12 protein-coding genes are annotated in these 17,952 nt (G+C 63.0%); 10 read left to right on the top strand and 2 right to left on the bottom strand.

The genetic code is table 11. The features are described 5' to 3' along the window. The first annotated feature begins 192 nt into the window (after positions 1-192). The 3 genes from ybgF to ftsH all read left to right on the top strand — a co-directional run bounded on the left by ybgF (position 193) and on the right by ftsH (position 4,837). Entirely contained in the window at positions 193-1,293 is a 1,101-nt protein-coding gene (gene ybgF, locus NKJ94_RS02735) for a tol-pal system protein YbgF (RefSeq protein WP_352522860.1), read from the top strand. A 54-nt stretch (positions 1,294-1,347) separates the two neighbouring features. Continuing rightward, the gene (gene tilS, locus NKJ94_RS02730; protein WP_352522859.1) at positions 1,348-2,805 is read left to right on the top strand and encodes a tRNA lysidine(34) synthetase TilS; all 1,458 of its coding nucleotides are present in this window, start codon (positions 1,348-1,350) and stop codon (positions 2,803-2,805) included. Between the two features lie 106 nt (positions 2,806-2,911). Further along, positions 2,912-4,837 (top strand): ATP-dependent zinc metalloprotease FtsH, encoded by a 1,926-nt coding sequence (ftsH, locus tag NKJ94_RS02725; RefSeq protein WP_352522858.1) that lies wholly within the window; start codon positions 2,912-2,914, stop codon positions 4,835-4,837. 743 nt (positions 4,838-5,580) lie between these two features. On the opposite strand, the gene NKJ94_RS02720 is transcribed toward ftsH, so the two are convergent. Continuing rightward, positions 5,581-6,243 (bottom strand): hypothetical protein, encoded by a 663-nt coding sequence (locus NKJ94_RS02720; protein WP_502896075.1) that lies wholly within the window; start codon positions 6,241-6,243, stop codon positions 5,581-5,583. A 790-nt stretch (positions 6,244-7,033) separates the two neighbouring features. On the opposite strand from NKJ94_RS02720, the gene glmM reads away from it, so the two are divergent. The 5 genes from glmM to serA all read left to right on the top strand — a co-directional run bounded on the left by glmM (position 7,034) and on the right by serA (position 13,588). Continuing rightward, positions 7,034-8,386, top strand: a complete 1,353-nt coding sequence (gene glmM / locus NKJ94_RS02715) for a phosphoglucosamine mutase (protein WP_352494163.1) — start codon at positions 7,034-7,036, stop codon at positions 8,384-8,386. Positions 8,387-8,611: 225 nt separating this feature from the next. Next, positions 8,612-9,451, top strand: a complete 840-nt coding sequence (locus NKJ94_RS02710) for an outer membrane protein (protein ID WP_352522856.1) — start codon at positions 8,612-8,614, stop codon at positions 9,449-9,451. 225 nt (positions 9,452-9,676) lie between these two features. After that, positions 9,677-10,426 carry an outer membrane protein gene (locus NKJ94_RS02705; RefSeq protein ID WP_352522855.1) on the top strand — a complete coding sequence of 250 codons (750 nt, stop codon included), beginning with the start codon at positions 9,677-9,679 and terminating at the stop codon, positions 10,424-10,426. 189 nt (positions 10,427-10,615) lie between these two features. Further along, the gene (locus NKJ94_RS02700; protein WP_352522854.1) at positions 10,616-11,791 is read left to right on the top strand and encodes a phosphoserine transaminase; all 1,176 of its coding nucleotides are present in this window, start codon (positions 10,616-10,618) and stop codon (positions 11,789-11,791) included. A gap of 198 nt (positions 11,792-11,989) precedes the next feature. After that, complete coding sequence (gene serA, locus NKJ94_RS02695; RefSeq protein ID WP_352522853.1) at positions 11,990-13,588, top strand: phosphoglycerate dehydrogenase; 1,599 nt, start codon at positions 11,990-11,992, stop codon at positions 13,586-13,588. Positions 13,589-13,673: 85 nt separating this feature from the next. On the opposite strand, the gene NKJ94_RS02690 is transcribed toward serA, so the two are convergent. Further along, positions 13,674-14,576 (bottom strand): DMT family transporter, encoded by a 903-nt coding sequence (locus NKJ94_RS02690; protein ID WP_352522852.1) that lies wholly within the window; start codon positions 14,574-14,576, stop codon positions 13,674-13,676. A gap of 319 nt (positions 14,577-14,895) precedes the next feature. Here NKJ94_RS02690 and NKJ94_RS02685 point away from each other — a divergent pair, with 319 nt between their 5' ends. Both NKJ94_RS02685 and NKJ94_RS02680 read left to right on the top strand, forming a co-directional pair. Then, the gene (locus NKJ94_RS02685) at positions 14,896-16,194 is read left to right on the top strand and encodes an adenylosuccinate synthase (protein WP_023680654.1); all 1,299 of its coding nucleotides are present in this window, start codon (positions 14,896-14,898) and stop codon (positions 16,192-16,194) included. A 74-nt stretch (positions 16,195-16,268) separates the two neighbouring features. Beyond that, positions 16,269-17,945 (top strand): hypothetical protein, encoded by a 1,677-nt coding sequence (locus tag NKJ94_RS02680; RefSeq protein WP_352522851.1) that lies wholly within the window; start codon positions 16,269-16,271, stop codon positions 17,943-17,945. The last annotated feature ends 7 nt before the right edge of the window (positions 17,946-17,952 follow it).

Raw genomic sequence — 17,952 nt, 5'->3', positions numbered from 1 at the left:
CACTTGGTGCGAAAGGCGGCCAAAAGGCCGCCTTTTTCATATCTGCTCGCTCCAAACAAAATTTGGCCGAAGTCTCACGTCCTGTTAAGAGCCGAGAGCGCCCGGCTGATCCTACTGGCTAGTCCCACTTGGCTGGTCCACTTCGGTTGGAAGGGCGCGCAACAGGCTAACGGTTTTCACGGCGAGAGGCACATGCATTTCAGAACGGTCTTGAGCGGCACGCTTGCGTTGCTGCTCGTATCAAGCACCGCCGCACTTTCTAGCGGGATCGGGGCAAGCGGCACCGGGCAATCCTCGGAAAGCGGATTTTCCTTCCACCTGCCGACGATCAAACTGCCCGGCATTTTCGGTGAAAAGAAAAAGCCGGATCAGGTTCAATTCGCGCAACAGGATGGCACCGGCACTCCGGCGCTGGAGGAACAGCTCCGGCAGATGAACGGCAAGATCGAGGAACTCAACTTCCAGGTCCTGCAGATGCAGGAGCAGATCCGCAAACAGCAGGAAGACAACGAATTCCGCTTCCAGCAGTTGGAAGGCGGTTCGCAAGGCGCGCAGCAGCCGGCCGAGCAGAAGAAGTCCGAGGCCGCGCCCAACAGCGACAGTAATGTGGCGGAGGCGCCGGCAACGCAGGCGCCGGCCGCTGCGGACACGCCGCCAGCCGGCGACAAGAGCGTCGAGGACGTCATCGTCGAATCGCCCACCGGCGATCCCGGCAAGCTGATCCCCGGCGCGCCGCCCAAGACGTTCGGCACCATCACCGTCGACAAAAACGGCAATGTCGTCGAAGCCGACGGCAATGCGCAGGCGAACGCGCCGGAGCAGAATACGGCCCCAGCCACCGGCGCCAACGCAGCCGGCAACAAGGCCGGCAAATCCGACGATACGGTGGTCGCGGCACTCCCCTCGACCAACGACCCGGAGGAGCTTTACCGCAACTCTTACCAGTTCATCCTGTCGGGCGACTACAGCACCGCCGAACAGGGTTTCCGCGACCACATCGCCCGTTTTCCCAAGGACGCCAAAGCGGCGGACGCGCACTACTGGCTCGGTGAATCGCTGCTCGGCCAACAGAAATACCGCGATGCGGCCGAGACTTTCCTCGCTGCCAGCAAGGACTATCCCAAGGCCAAGAAAGCGCCCGACATGCTGCTGAAGCTCGGCGTTTCACTGATCGGGCTGAAGCAGCGCGACGTGGCCTGTGCCACCTTCAGCGAGATCGGCAAGCGCTACCCCGATATTTCCGGCGCGCTCAAGGAGCGGGTCAAGCAGGAAAGGGCGCTAGCGGCGTGCTAGTTTTTCTGTTGCATGTCGTTGCCCCAAAATCGGGCCCACTTTTGGACGACATGCATGACGCTCGACACCGAGCCTGACCTTTCGGATTTTTCGCAGATCGACTTTTCCAACGGCGCTGTTGCGGCCGTGTCCGGCGGCAGCGACTCGACCGCCCTCCTCCTCCTCCTCAAAGCCCATCTCGACCGTACCGCGCCGGCAACGAAATTGCTGGCGGTGACGATCGATCACCAATTGCGGCCGCAAGCGGCAGCGGAAGCGAAAGCCGTGGCCAGGCTGTGCGCGGCGCGCGGCATTGCCCATCGCATCCTCGCCTGGTCGGGGCACAAACCGTCGACCGGCCTGCCCGCCGCCGCACGCGAGGCGCGATACCGGCTGCTCGCCGAGGCCGCCGAAGCGGCAGGCATCGGCCTGATCCTGACCGGCCACACCGCCGACGACCAGGCCGAGACCGTGCTGATGCGGCAAGCACGTGACGAGCGGCCAAGCGATGGGGGGCCGAGTGATGCGGGGCCAGGCGACGCTGGGCAAAGCGACGACGGGCCGCGCGACGAGCGGCGGGGCCTTGCCGGCATGGCGCCGGCAACCCTCTACGACTGGCGGCACTGGATCGTGCGGCCACTGCTCGGCGTGCGGCGTGCGGCGCTGCGCGAATTCCTCAGGCGTAAACAGGTCGCTTGGGCCGAGGACCCGACCAATGCCGACACTGCTTTCGAGCGGCCGCGCATCCGTGCAGCACTTGGCGATGGTGATGGTGCGCCTCGCGTGGCTGAAGCGATGGCGCTGGCCAGAAAGGCGGCGGTCGAGCGTGAGCAGTTAGGACACGGCGCCGCCATGCTGATCCGCAGTTTTGCCTCCAGGCCGGCCGCCGGCCTCGTCCGCCTCGATCGGGATTTTGCAACGGACGGTGACAGCCGGGCGGCGATCTATGCGCTGCGCATCCTGCTGGCGGCGACCGGCGGCACCGCCTTCCTTCCCGACCAGGCCCGCAGCGAGGCACTTTTCGACCGGCTCCGCAGCGGGCCGCTTTGTGCCACATTGTCGCGGAGCGTGGTCGATGCTCGGCGTACCGGTATCTTTCTGCATCGCGAATTGCGCGATCTGCCGCCCGCTGTTGCGGTTTCCAACAATGCCCTTTGGGATGGCCGCAGACGGATCACGTTGGGCGACAATTCAGGTGCATTGTTGATCGCGCCGCTGTTGGTAGCACCGCTCGGGGCGGCCCTTGCCGCAAAGCGGGCAATTGCCGGGCCTGGCACGTCGGCAAGCCTCGTACGTGCCGCCTTGGCCGCGGAGCCGGCGCTGTGGCGAGATGGCGAATGCCTTGGTTTGCCGGGGGAAGGCCCGATGCCGGCGGCGGTCGCCGCATATCCGGCAGTCGCGCCCTTCGCCCGTTTCCTGCCGTGCTTCGATCTGGCGCCGGCCGATGCCGTCGCCGCGTTGCTTGGCGCGGCGCCGATTCCAGCCGCGCCATTCGGCGGCCACAGTGCCGGCTTACCACGGGCGAAAGCTTAACCGAGACCTGCTGTTATGCTTGGCAAGGGGAGACGCTCTCCCTATGTTAGGCCCAAGTTTCCTCTCACGACGCGTGTCCGCCCAGCGGGCGCCAACGGGACAATTGATGAATCCGAATTATCGCAACCTCGCGCTCTGGGCGATCATAGCGGTCCTGCTCATCGCTCTCTTCAATCTTTTCCAGACGCCGCAGACGCGTGGAGCCTCGAGCGATGTCCCCTATTCGCAGTTCCTGCAGGAAGTCGCGGCGGGGCGGATCAAGACGGTGACCATCGCCGGCGCCCGCATCTCCGGAACCTACACCGACAGTTCAAACGGCTTCCAGACCTATTCGCCTGGGGATCCGTCGCTGGTTTCGCGGCTGCAAGACAAGAACGTCACCATCAATGCGCGTCCTGAATCCGACGGCTCCAATTCGCTGTTCGGCACCCTGATCTCCTGGCTGCCGATGATCCTCATCCTCGGCGTCTGGATATTCTTCATGCGCCAGATGCAGTCCGGTTCCGGCCGCGCCATGGGCTTCGGCAAGTCGAAGGCTAAGCTTTTGACCGAAGCGCATGGCCGCGTCACCTTCCAGGACGTCGCCGGCGTCGACGAAGCCAAGGAAGATCTGGAAGAGATCGTCGAGTTCCTGCGCGACCCGCAGAAATTCCAGCGGCTCGGCGGCAAGATCCCGCGCGGCGTGCTGCTCGTCGGTCCTCCCGGAACCGGCAAGACGCTGCTCGCCCGCTCGGTCGCCGGTGAAGCCAACGTGCCGTTCTTCACCATTTCCGGCTCGGATTTCGTCGAGATGTTCGTCGGCGTCGGCGCAAGCCGCGTCCGCGACATGTTCGACCAAGCCAAGAAGAACGCGCCTTGCATCATCTTCATCGACGAAATCGACGCAGTCGGCCGCCATCGCGGCGCTGGCCTCGGCGGCGGCAATGACGAGCGCGAGCAGACGCTGAACCAGCTGCTGGTCGAGATGGATGGCTTCGAATCCAACGAAAGCATCATCCTGATCGCCGCCACCAACCGGCCCGACGTGCTCGATCCGGCGCTGCTCCGGCCGGGCCGTTTCGATCGCCAGGTGGTGGTGCCGAACCCAGACATCGTCGGCCGCGAGAAGATCCTGAAGGTGCATGTGCGCAACGTGCCGCTGGCGCCCAATGTCGATCTCAAGGTGATCGCGCGCGGCACGCCGGGGTTTTCCGGCGCCGACCTGATGAACCTGGTCAACGAGTCCGCCCTGATGGCGGCGCGGCGCAACAAGCGCCTCGTCACCATGGCCGAATTCGAGGATGCCAAGGACAAGATCATGATGGGCGCCGAGCGACGCTCGTCGGCGATGACGCAGGCCGAGAAGGAGCTGACCGCCTATCACGAGGCCGGCCACGCCATCCTGGCGCTCAACGTGCCGTCGGCCGATCCGCTGCACAAGGCGACCATCATCCCGCGCGGCCGGGCACTCGGCATGGTCATGCAACTGCCGGAAGGCGACCGCTATTCGATGAGCTACAAATACATGATCTCGCGCCTCGCCATCATGATGGGCGGCCGCGTCGCCGAGGAGTTCAAATTCGGCAAGGAGAACATCACCTCGGGTGCCTCCTCCGATATCGAACAGGCGACCAAGCTGGCGCGCGCCATGGTGACGCGCTGGGGCTTCTCCGACAAGCTCGGCCATGTCGCCTATGGCGACAACCAAGAGGAGGTGTTCCTCGGCCATTCGGTGGCGCGCACGCAGAATATCTCGGAAGAGACGGCGCAGATCATCGACGCCGAAGTGCGCCGGCTGATCGACGAAGCCTATTCGACGGCAAGATCCATCCTGACCAAGAAAAAGAAGGAATGGATCGCGCTGGCGCAAGGCCTGCTCGAATACGAGACGCTGTCCGGCGAGGAGATCAAGCAGCTGATCGCCGGCAACAAGCCCGCACGCGACCTTGGCGACGACACGCCGCCGAGCCGTGGCTCGGCCGTGCCGAAGTCCGGTCGCCGCAAGAAAGGCCCCGAGCCCGAAGGCGGCATGGAACCCCAGCCGTCAAGCTAGGCTCCGGCCCAGGAGAGATCGACTTCGAAACGCCGCGGTTTTGACCGCGGCGTTTTTCTTTTGATGACGGTCAATCTCACCTGTTCGCGAGGCGCTAAAGCTGCCGATCTCCCTCTCGTGGGGAAGATGCCAAGTGGTCGCAAAAGAGGGCCGGACGGAGGGGGCGCGAAGGAACACGACTTTGCAATCGTCCTTGAGCATCGATTCCGGCAATACGAATGGGGTGAGCCGGTGAAGGGAATTCGCGTTTTTCTGCCGGCCGCAACGCATTTTGTTCTTGCTTTGTTCCGGCAGCTATGCTATTAGTTTGAGTATGGTGCTGATTGGCGCCGACGACCCGCCCGCCGAGGCGGGTTTTTTGTTTCAGGCTTTTTGAAAGTTCCGGCGTTGCCGGCCTGACGCTGGCGGGACAGCGCCCCCCTGTCCTGCCGGACATCTCCCCCCACAAGGGGCCGGCCATTGCATATGAAGTCCCCTCATCCGGCCGCTTTGCGGCCACCTTCTCCCCGCCGGGGAGAAGAGCCTGGCATCAACGCTGGCGACCCGGGTGAGGGGCACTTGCCCATATGCGATTGCCCTGCCCGTCGTAGGGAGATCGGCACCTTCGACGTTTCGCGCAGCCCGCAAGGAAGTTGGCAAAGGGTTGAGCATGACCTCGGGAGGGCCGTCACATTGCTCGGCCACAACAAAAAGCCCGCGAACCTTGCGGCTCGCGGGCTCATATCGTCAGATGATGGCGCCGGTCAGCTCTTCAGCTTGGAGTTGCAGAGGCTGTAGAAGCCGCCGCCCTTCTGGATCCACCTGAGGCCGCCCAGCGTGTTGGCGTCCTTGTTGGCGTAATACAGGTCGAGGCAAGTATGCATGCGGCCCTTGGCCGGGGTCTCGGTTGCGTATTTTTTGGAGATCGCCGTCGGGAATTTCACGCCCTGGGGGGCGGTGATGGTCGGCGGTTGCGGATCGCCGGTGTACTTGGCATCGGGAGCCGGCAGGGTTTCGTCGTCGGCGGCACCGGTGCCGCATTGGCTCTTGCGGAAGTCGTTCCACTTCATGCCGTTCAGAGTATTGCCGGACTTGGCGGCCTGATATTTGGCGCTGCAATCCGCCATGCTGAGGCCTTTGCCGGTATCGGTCGCCGCGGCCGTCGTCGCCTTGGCAGGTGCGGCGGCGGGCTGTGCCGCTGCAGTTGCGCCGGCGGCGCATTCACTCTTGCGGAAATCGTTCCATTTCATGCCGTTGAGCGTGCCGGCAGCCTTGGCGGCCTGGTATTTGGTGCTGCATTCCTTGGCCGTCAGCCCAGGCGCCGCGTCATCGCTGGTGGCCGCCGCTGCTTTGGTCGTGGCGGCAGGCTGTGCGGCTGCAGTTGCGCCGGCAGCGCATTCGGTCTTGCGGAAATCGTTCCACTTCATGCCGTTCAGCGTGCCGGCGGCTTTTGCCGCCTGGTACTTGGTGCTGCACTCCTTCGCCGTCAGGCCCGGCGCCGCATCGTCGGCGGCAGCTGCCTTGGTGGTGTCAGCGGCCTTTGCCGTGGTCTTGGCCGGCTTGGTGTCGGTCGTAGCAGCAGCAGTGGCATCGGTGCCGCATTGGGCCTTGCGGAACTGGTTCCAGTTCTGCCCGTCAAGCGTTCCCGCATCCTTGGCCGCGTTATACTTGGTGCTGCACTCGGCCATGGTCAGCGCGTTGGCCGGCGCTGCCAGGAACAAAGTGACGACGGCAATGCCCGTCAAAGTCGCAAGTCGATGGATTAGCATGGCGTTTTCTCCATTGTGCCGCCCATTATATGTCCCTGGCGAATCAATAGCGCTCAACGGCCGGTTGCGCCAGATGCTAAGTGCGAGCGAGAAGGCCGGAAGATGCTTTCTTTGCGATAGGGTGATGAAATCGTTGCCACCTTATTGTTCTCCAAGGTAGATGTTTGGGGATGTATTCGCCCACGGCTACGCCCAGCTTCGGACCGCGAGACTATCTCATCGGATAGTCAGTCATGCCGGCCGGCGCCGTCGATCCGAAATTTGCCTTCGGCGAGAATGGTTCACCTTTAACACCCTTTGGGAACGTCCCTTGGCCGGCGTGACACAAAACACACAAGACAAAGGTTTTATAAGGATTAGTCGTCCATAATCATACAATGTGATGACAGAGCTCGGCCGATTTTATGGCATGAGATGCTCGGAAAGAACCATCAGGAAGCTGGCTAGCATGGCAGGACATTATTTCGGTACGGACGGCATTCGCGGGCGCGCCAACAAGTTTCCAATGACGGCGGAGGTCGCCATGAGGGTCGGCATGGCCGCCGGCCTCTCGTTTCAGCGCGGCAGCCACCGCCATCGCGTCGTGCTCGGCAAGGATACCAGGCTTTCCGGCTACATGATCGAGAACGCGATGGTGTCCGGGCTGTGCGCCGCCGGCATGGATGTCTTCCTGCTCGGCCCGATCCCGACGCCCGCGGTTGCAATGCTGGTGCGCTCGCTGCGCGCCGATATCGGCGTGATGATCTCTGCCTCGCACAACCCCTATTACGACAACGGCATCAAGCTGTTCGGCCCCGATGGCTACAAGCTGTCCGACGAGATCGAGGAGCGCATCGAGGGGATGCTCGACAAGGATATCGAACTGGCGCTCGCCGATTCCGATGGGCTCGGCCGTGCCAAACGCGTCGACGGCGTGCATGACCGCTATATCGAATTCGCCAAGCGCACGCTGCCGCGCTCGATGTCGCTGTCGGGCTTGCGCATCGTCGTCGATTGCGCCAATGGCGCCGCCTACAAGGTGGCCCCCGACGCGCTGTGGGAACTTGGCGCCGAGGTCGTTGCCATCAATGTCGAGCCCAACGGCTTCAACATCAACAAGGAATGCGGCTCGACCCATCCGGCCGGCCTGCAAAAGAAGGTGCACGAAGTACGCGCCGATATCGGCATAGCGCTCGACGGCGATGCCGACCGCGTCGTTATCGTCGACGAGAACGGCGCGATCGTCGATGGCGACCAGATCATGGCGCTGATCGCCGAATCCTGGCATCAGAGCGGACGGCTGGCCGGCGGCGGCGTCGTCTCGACGGTGATGTCCAATCTCGGCCTCGAACGCTTCCTCGGCGACATGAACCTGCAGTTGCATCGCACCAAGGTCGGCGACCGCTATGTCGTCGAGCACATGCGTGCCCATGGGCTCAATGTCGGCGGCGAACAGTCGGGCCACATCGTGCTGTCCGATTTCTCGACCACCGGCGACGGCCTTGTCTCGGCGCTCCAGGTGCTCGCCTGCATCAAGCGGCAGAACCGGCCGGTCAGCGAGCTGTCGAAGAAATTCGAGCCGGTGCCGCAGCTGTTGAAGAACGTGCATATTTCCGGCGGCAAGCCGCTGGAGGAGGCGCCAGTCAAGGCAGCGATCGAAGATGCGCGCCATCGCCTCGGCAAGGCCGGGCGCCTGGTCATCCGGCCATCCGGCACGGAGCCGCTCATCCGTGTCATGGCGGAGGGCGACGACCCACAACTCGTCGAGTCCGTCGTCAACGACATCGTGGAGGTCATTTCGGAAACGCGCAGCGCCGCCTGATCTCGCCAACAAGGTTGTCAGTTCGAAAGCCCGCTTCGGCGGGCTTTTTTGTTGGATCCTCTGTCAGTCCTGCTACAGCAACGGCCGCCAGATTCATCGAATTTTACGGAGTCGTGGTTAATCGATACGGTTAAACGCCTTTTAACCTTTCCAATTCATTATCCACAACTGAGGTCAATCATATTCGGGCGCGTTGCCGTTCGAGGGTTCTCAGGGGTGATAAGCATGTTCAACACAGCTAGAATGGCTCTTCTGGCCGCGCTGTTTGCCGGCGTCGGACCGGCATTCGCCGCCGATTTCGTCGAGCCGCCCGTGGTCGAGGAGGCACCGCCACCAGTTGCCTACGAGCAGCCGGCCGAATTCGGCGGCTGGTATATCCGCGGCGACATCGACTATCACTGGTCGAAGTTTCGTGGTGGCGACTATATCACCTACGGTGTAGCGCCCCAGAATCCCGGCAAGTTCGCCACCGGCAAGCTGGATGGCGCCTTCTCGGCCGGCGCCGGCGTCGGTTACCAGATCGATGAGCATTTCCGCACCGATCTCACCTTGGACTGGATGAGCAAATCCAAATTCCGCGGCTCGACCAATGGGTTTTGCGGCGTCAATCAAACGCCCTGCACCTCGGTCGACACCTCGTCCTATTCGGCGCTGCTGCTCTTGGCCAACGCCTATGTCGATATCGGCACCTGGCATGGCGTCACGCCTTATGTCGGCGCCGGCATCGGCGGTGCCTGGGTCAAATGGGATGAGCTGCACAATGTGGACAGCGACGGTTCATTCGATCATGCCGGCGGCAAGGGCTGGCGCTTTGCCTATGCTGCCATGGTCGGCGCATCCTATTGCTTGACCGACCGCGTCAAGCTTGACGTCGGCTACCGCTTCAGCCACATCAACGGCGGCAAGATGTTCGACTATGCCTCGCTCCCCAATGTCGGCCCCGGCTATGACAAAGGCATCAACGTTCACGAAGTGCGCGGCGGCCTGCGCTATCAGTTCGGCAGATCGGACTGCGCTCCGCCGGAGCCCTATGTTCCGGAACCGGAGCCGGTCTACACCAAGTAAGCGCTTCGAAAATCCAGGAATTCGTCGACCGCCCGGCTGATGCCGGGCGGTTTTCGTTTGGCGGCCTGGAGTGCTGGAACACCGTCCCGCCCGAAGAGCGAAAGCGCATCGAAATCAATTCTCTAACGCCTTGTTATCCTTAACCCGCACTTAACCACTATGGTTAACAATGCTCCCTGATACGGCGCGCGACCGCAAAATGCGCCAAGTTCGGGAGCCGGGACCATGACATTCAAATCGCCTGTAGTGCTGGCGCTTGCAGCAATCGTACTGATGCCGCTGACGCCGGCGCTTGGCGCTGACTACGATCCGCCGGTCTATGTCGACCAGGCGCCGGACTATGTGCCGGTCGAGGTTGGCTCGGGGTGGTATCTGCGCGGCGATGTCTCTTATCTGGCGCAGAAGAGTTACAGGACTGTGGATTTAGGGTTCAATGCTGCCAACTACGAAGAAAATGAGGATCCGGTTTTTGCGAGCATAGGCTTCGGCTACCACTTCAACGACTATCTCCGCGCCGATCTCAATCTCGGCTATCTGCCCGGCAACAAGATCGGCGTCAGCTATGACAGCGGAACGACCGTGGCATCGGGAGACCTGAAAAACTTTGCGTTCTCGAGCATACTCAACGGCTATGTCGATCTTGGCACCTATGTCGGAATCACGCCTTATCTCGGCGCCGGTATCGGTCTCGTCCAGAGCAGGCGTCGTCTCTCGGCGGACTACTTCACCAACAACGGCAACCCCGCCGACGATTTCGTCACGCATGACAACAAGACCCAATACTCATTCGCCTATACGCTGAATGCCGGCCTTGCCTATCAAGTGTCCAAGAATGTTTCGGTCGATCTTGGTTATCAGTATTTTTCCGCACCGGATGCCGAATACCAGACTGTCGAGAGCCTGATTTCCTATCCGATCCGCAAAGGGATCACTAATCACCAAGTCAAAATCGGATTGCGCTACGATCTCTGGTAGGCTCGATCGAAGCCGAGGCGTTAACAATGGCGGGTCGTGGCCGGCCGTTTGCGTTTTCGCCCCGGGGCGCCGGCAATATCCCGGCAGCGACAAAAACTTTCCCCTTGACGCCGAAAGGCTGAACGCATATCGCCGTCCGTGGGCCACCCCTCCCCAACGAGGGGCCACTATCTGGAAGGATAGACCACGATGACGACGCATACGAAGCCCGGACTCCGTCCGGCAAATCCCAATTTTTCCTCAGGTCCCTGTGCAAAACGCCCCGGCTGGTCGGTCGAGGCGCTCAAAAATGCCGCGCTCGGGCGCTCGCATCGCGCCAAGATCGGCAAGGCCAAGCTCGAACAGGCGATCGAGCTGACGCGCGAGCTCCTCCAGGTTCCGGCAGATTACCGCATCGGCATCGTGCCGGCGTCGGACACCGGCGCGGTCGAAATGGCGCTGTGGTCGCTGCTCGGCGAACGCGGTGTCGACATGGTCGCCTGGGAGAGCTTCGGTTCCGGCTGGGTCACCGATGCGGTCAAGCAGCTGAGGCTCGCCGATGTTCGCAGGATCGAAGCCGGCTACGGCGCGCTGCCCGACCTGACGAAAATCGACTTCGACCGCGACGTGGTCTTCACCTGGAACGGCACGACTTCGGGCGTGCGCGTGCCGAACGGCGATTTCATCCCGGCCGGCCGCAAGGGCCTGACCATCTGCGATGCCACATCGGCCGCCTTTGCGCAAGGGCTGGACTTCCAGAAGCTCGACGTCGTCACCTTCTCCTGGCAGAAGGTGCTGGGCGGCGAGGGCGCGCATGGCGTGCTGATCCTCAGCCCGCGCGCCGTCGAACGCCTGGAAAGCTACAAGCCGGCCTGGCCGCTGCCGAAGATCTTCCGCCTCACTTCGGGCGGCAAGCTGATCGAAGGCATCTTCAAGGGCGAAACCATCAACACGCCGTCGATGCTGTGCGTCGAGGACTATCTCGACGCGCTGCATTGGGCGAAGTCGATCGGCGGCCTCGATGCTCTGATCGCCCGTGCCGATGCCAATGCCGCAGTGCTCGATGGCTTCGTCAAGAGTTCCTCGTGGCTCGGCCACCTTGCCGTCGAGCCGGCAACGCGGTCGAACACCTCGGTCTGTCTTTCCTTCACCGATCCGGATGTCGTGGCACTCGATGCCGACGGACAGGCGGCCTTCGCCAAGGGCATCATCTCGGCGCTCGACAAGGAAGGCGTCGCCTATGACATCGGCGCCTATCGCGATGCACCGCCCGGCCTGCGCATCTGGTGCGGCGCGACAGTCGAGGCCTCCGACCTCGAAGCGCTGCTGCCGTGGCTCGACTGGGCCTTTGCCGCGCAAAAGGCGTTGCTGAAGGCAGCCGCCTGACTCCCTCCCCTTGAGGGGAGGGTGGCCCGAAGGGCCGGGTGGGGTCGCCTCCACCCGCTCAACGATACGAGCTCAACGATACGCCATCCAGAAAAGAAAAGATTTTCGGCCGCGCCCGGCCGCAACGACCCCACCCCGGCGCTTCGCGCCGACCCTCCCCTCAACGGGGAGGGACGCCAATCGCAAAGGACCAAGCCCATGCCACGCGTTCTCGTCTCGGACAAACTCTCCACCACCGCCGTGCAGATCTTCAGGGATCGCGGCATCGACGTCGACTATCTGCCGGATCTCGGCAAGGACAAGGAAAAACTGCTCGAGGTGATCGACCAGTATGATGGGCTGGCCATCCGCTCGGCGACGAAGGTCACTGAGAAGCTGATCAACGCCGCGACCAGGCTGAAGGTCGTGGGCCGCGCCGGTATCGGCGTCGACAATGTCGACATCCCGGCGGCGAGCCGCAAGGGCATCATCGTGATGAACACGCCCTTCGGCAATTCGATCACCACCGCCGAGCATGCGATCGCCATGATCTTCGCGCTGGCCCGCCAGATACCGGAGGCCAACGCCTCGACCCACGCCGGCAAATGGGAAAAGAACCGCTTCATGGGCGTCGAGATCACCGGCAAGACGCTGGGCATCATCGGCTGCGGCAATATCGGCTCGATCGTCGCTACGCGCGGCGTCGGCCTGAAGATGCACGTCGTCGCCTTCGACCCGTTCCTGTCGGACAGCCGCGCCGAGGAACTCGGTGTCGACAAGGTCGAGCTGGACGAGCTGTTCGCCCGCGCCGATTTCATTACCCTGCACACGCCGCTGACCGACAAGACGCGCAACATCATCGACGCTGCGGCGATCGCCAAGATGAAGACCGGCGTGCGCATCATCAACTGCGCCCGTGGCGGGCTGATCGTCGAGGCCGACCTGATCGCGGCCTTGAAGAGCGGCAAGGTGGCCGGCGTCGGCATCGACGTGTTCGAGGTCGAACCGGCGGAGAAGAACGCGCTGTTCGGCATGGAGAACGTGGTGGCGACGCCGCATCTGGGTGCCTCGACGATGGAGGCGCAGGAGAATGTCGCGCTACACGTCGCCGAGCAGATGTCGGACTATTTGATCAAGGGCGCCGTTTCCAATGCCATCAACATGCCGTCGATCACCGCCGAGGAAGCGCCGCGGCTGAAACCTTTCGTCAAGCTCGCCGAAGTGCTTGGCGCCTTCGTCGGCCAGGTCACCGAGGATCCGATCAAGGAAGTCGAGATCCTGTTCGACGGCTCGACCGCGACGATGAACACGCGGGCGCTGATCAGCGCCACCCTTGCCGGGCTGATTCGGCCGCAGGTCGCCGATGTCAACATGGTGTCGGCGCCGATCATGGTGAAGGAGCGCGGCATCATCGTCGCCGAGGTCAAGCGCGACAAGTCGGGCGTGTTCGATGGCTATATCAAGCTGACGGTCAAGACCGAGCATAGGACGCGCTCGATCGCCGGCACCTGTTTTTCGGACGGCAAGCCGCGCTTCATCCAGATCAAGGGCATCAATCTCGACGCCGAGGTCGGCCAGCATATGCTCTACACGACCAATGCCGACGCGCCCGGCATTATCGGCCTGCTCGGCACGGTGTGCGGCGAGAACGGCGTCAACATCGCCAATTTCCAGCTCGGCCGCAACCGGCCGGGGGGCGATGCCATCGCGCTGCTCTATCTCGATGCCCCGTTCCCGGAAAACGTCTTGGCGCAGGTGCGCTCGCACAAATCGATCGACTCGGCCAAGCGGCTGCGCTTCGACGTCGGCGTCGCCTGAAAATTCGGTCGCTCCGTGTGCGGCAGCACGCGGAGCTCTTCCGCGGTCGTTGATGGACCGCAGTGAAACGTCGCGGCAAGCGACTTCATTCAGCCGCGGATATCGCCGTCTTCCGTCCGCTGTATTCGGCGAGGCCGATGCCGCCAAGCACCAGCACGAGGGCCAACGCCTGATAGAGCTGGAACGCCTCGCCGACGATCAGCACCGACAGCAGCGTTCCGAAGATCGGCACCAGATTGATGAACAGGCCGGCCCGGTTGGCGCCGATCAGCTCGTTGCCTCTGATATAGAAGATCTGCGAAATGACCGAGGCGCCGACGGCAGTATAGACTGCGACCGCCCAGCCGCGTGCATCGGGGACGATGACCCTGCCGGCGGCAATCTCCCACAGAAAGAAAGGCAGCGATGTGACGAGTGCGGCAACCGACAGCGCCAGCATCAGGCTCTGCCAGCGGATGACCGGCTTCAGCCGCAACCCCACCGAATAGAAGGAGTAGCAAAGCACGGCGACCAGCATGATGGCATCGCCGAAGTTGAGATCCAGCCTGAGAAGCTGGCGTGGATCGCCATGGCTCGCCGTCACCACGACACCGGCGATGGTCAGCACGACACCGATGACCTGCACGCCGTTGACGCGCAGGCGAAAGAACACAAAATTGGCGATGATGATGACGATCGGAATCGCCGCCTGCTCGATCGAGACGTTGATCGCCGTGGTGTAGTTAAGCGCCGTGTAGAAGATCGTGTTGAAGAAGGCGAAGCCGCAAGCGCCGAGCCCGCCAAGTAGCAACCACTGCCTGCGCACCACCGGCCAGTCTTGGCGCAGCGTTCCCCAGCCGATCGGCAGCAAGATCAGAACCGCCAGCAGCCAGCGCAGGAAGACCAGCGTCATCGGCGAAATATGACCGACCGCCAGCTTTCCCGCCACGGAGTTGCCGCCCCACAGCAAGGTGGTGAACAGCAGGAACAGATAGGCGGTTCGATGCATCGTGAAGTCCCGGCCAGGCAGAGAGAAATGACGGGTCGTTGCGGGCCTATTGCGACAGCTCGCGCAAGTAAATGATGTCAAAGGCGAAAATTGTTGTGCCTCGGAGCGTTTTGGGCGGCAAAGAATGGTCGCGCTCGCCGGGTCTTGACGCTATAGAGCGACATGCGCCCAATTGGACGCACAAAGTACGCTCTAGGGCTTATTAATCTTCGCATCGTGCTTTTGAAAATCGATTCCGATTTTCGGGCCGATGCGATAGAGGCCTGTCGTTTCGAACCGTTTCAAGCTGCGTCGCGCGGCGTCTCAAGGGAAAAGAAGCATGGCCAATGTGGTGGTCGTCGGCTCGCAATGGGGCGATGAAGGCAAAGGCAAGATCGTCGACTGGCTGTCCGAGCGTGCCGACGTTGTCGTGCGCTTCCAGGGCGGCCACAATGCCGGCCATACGCTGGTCGTCGACGGCAAGGTCTACAAGCTGTCGCTGCTGCCGTCCGGCGTCGTGCGGCAAGGCAAGCTGTCCATCATCGGCAATGGCGTCGTCTTCGACCCGCACGCCTTCGTCGCGGAAGTTGCGAAATTGAAGGCTCAGGGCGTCGAGGTGACGCCGGACCGCCTGAAAATAGCCGAAAACACCGCGCTTATCCTGTCCTTGCACCGGGAGCTGGACGGATTCCGCGAGGACGCCGCTTCCAATTCCGGAACGAAGATTGGCACGACCCGTCGTGGCATCGGTCCCGCATACGAAGACAAGGTGGGCCGGCGCGCGGTCAGGGTGATGGATTTGGCGGATTTGGAAACGCTGCCCTTGAAGGTCGACAGGCTGCTGACGCACCACAATGCGCTGCGGCGCGGGCTGGGCCATGCCGAGGTCACGCATGAGGCGATCATGAGCGAGCTGATCTCGGTCGCCGACGAGATCCTGCCCTATATGGATCGCGTCTGGAAAATCCTCGACGACAAGCGCCGGGCCGGCGAGCGCATCCTGTTCGAGGGCGCGCAAGGCACGCTGCTCGACATCGACCATGGCACCTATCCGTTCGTCACCTCCTCCAATACGGTCGCCGGTCAGGCTGCCGCTGGGTCCGGTGTCGGCCCGGGCGCGATCGGCTATGTGCTCGGCATCACCAAGGCCTATACGACGCGGGTTGGCGAAGGTCCGTTTCCGACCGAACAGAAGAACGAAATCGGCGAGTTCCTGGGCACGCGCGGCCATGAATTCGGCGTCGTCACCGGCCGCAAGCGGCGCTGCGGCTGGTTCGATGCCGTGCTGGTCCGCCAGGCCGTCGCCGTCAACGGCATCAAGGGCATTGCGCTGACCAAGCTCGATGTGCTCGATGGGCTGGATGAGATCAAGGTCTGTACAGGCTACCGCCTTGACGGCGAGGCGATCGATTACCTGCCGGCCAGCCAGGGCGCGCAGGCGCGCGTCGAACCGGTCTACGAGACGCTGGAGGGGTGGAAAGGCACCACCGCCGGCGCGCGTAGCTGGAACGACCTCCCGGCCCAGGCGGTGAAATACGTCCGCTACATCGAAGAGCTGATCGGCGCGCCGGTCGCACTCCTTTCCACCAGCCCTGAACGCGACGACACGATACTTGTGACCGATCCGTTTCAAGACTAGTTTCTCAGCCTTTCCGGGCATTGCGGCTGATTTGCGGGGGCCGGCCCAGAAACAAAATGCAGGTCGACTGAAGCATGGTAGATTTTGTTTCTGTTCTGAAAAAGGCGCTCGATAATCTTGGCGAGCCGTCGGCGGAGGTGCGCGCCAGGGTCTACGACAAGGCTCGTTCGACGATTGCGAAGAAGATTGCCGACCGCGATCCACCGCTTACGCCGTCGGACGCCGCTAAGCAGAAGCGTGCGCTCGAAGAGGCCATCTCAAGCATTGAGCGAGACTACGCCAAACCTGCGCCGACATCCGATCCGCTGGCGGAACTGGAGGACATCTTCTCCTCCATAGACCGCAACAAGAACCAGTCCAGTCATGTCCGGCAGCCGGCAAAGACGGAGCCGGCAAAGAGCGGGCCGGCATGGCAGCCCACGCCCGCCAAGGCGGCGCCGAATTGGCAAAAGCCGCAGCCCGTCGCTCTTCCTCCGGAGCGCGCTGGTTCGCCGTCATCCGACATGGATCTTCCGACGGCCGATGGCAAAGATGGCGTTTTTCAGGACGATGACTTTTCCAACGACGGCGGCCCCGCGGAGGACAGGTTCCAGCGGCTCCATCCTGCCGAGCGCAGGCGCAGCTATGGCGGCGTGATAGCCGCCGTCATCGCCTTGCTCGTCATTGCCGGTGGGGGTTATGGCATGTGGCTGAACAAGGAGGCGTTCGGCAGTATGTTCGGCCTCGACGGGACCAAAGCCGTCGCCACCGAACCGCTGGTAAAACCAGCCCCGGCCAAGCCGGTGGCCGACGCGGCCGTACCGGCCGCCGCGCCTCCGACGGAGGCCGGCGAAGGCGCGAAGTTCACGCAGCGCCTGACGCCCGAGGGCCACGAAGTGGATCCCGGCCCCGCAGCCGGGCAGGCGGGCATCGGCGAAGGCGAATCCGTCGCCGCACTCACCACGCCGCCGTCGGCCGCACAAGCTCCGACCACCCCGGCACCCGCCGCGCCGGCACCGGCCGCACCTGCCGACACGCAAGCCCCGGCCACTGCTCCAGCAGTCGATGGGTCGGCTGCACCAACTCCCGCAACGCCGCCCGCCAACGGAGAGGCAGCACCCGCCGATGCTGCGACTGCCCCGCCCGCGCCCGCAGCGGCCGCCACACCGCCCGCACCGGCAGCGGCACCAACGGTAGTTCCACCGGAAGCCGCGTTGGCGGTCGGCCAGAAGGCGATCTTCTACGAGGAACGCACCAGCACCGCTCAAGGCTCGGCCGAGCCCGGCAACATCGTCTGGTCGCTGGTGCAGGAATCGCCCGGCGGCGACCTGCCGCCCGAGCCGGCGATCCGCGCCGAGGCGACTATTCCAGGCAAGGATATCCAGTTGCGCATGACGATCCGTCGCAACACCGACCAGACGCTGCCGGCCAGCCATATCATCGAGATGATCTTCCTGACGCCTAACGGCTTCGAGGGCGGCGGTGTCGACAACATCCTGCGTGTCGCCATGAAGGGCTCCGAACAAGATGCCGGCAGTCCGCTGATCGGCATCCCGGCCAAGATCGCCGACGGTTTCTTCCTGGTTGCGCTCAACGACACCAAGGCGGATGAAGACGCCAATTTGACCTTGCTCAGGGGCCAGGACTGGATCGACGTGCCGGTCGTCTACAAGACCGGGCGGCGGGCGCTGCTCACCATGGAAAAGGGCATTCCCGGCGAGAAGGTGTTCGACGAGGCGCTGAAGGCCTGGCAGGCCAAAACGGCGGGCTGAAGCTGAG

It is taken from the genome of Mesorhizobium sp. M0060, from assembly GCF_040323155.1.
GTDB lineage: Bacteria > Pseudomonadota > Alphaproteobacteria > Rhizobiales > Rhizobiaceae > Mesorhizobium.
This window is presented reverse-complemented; position numbering and strand designations above follow the sequence as displayed.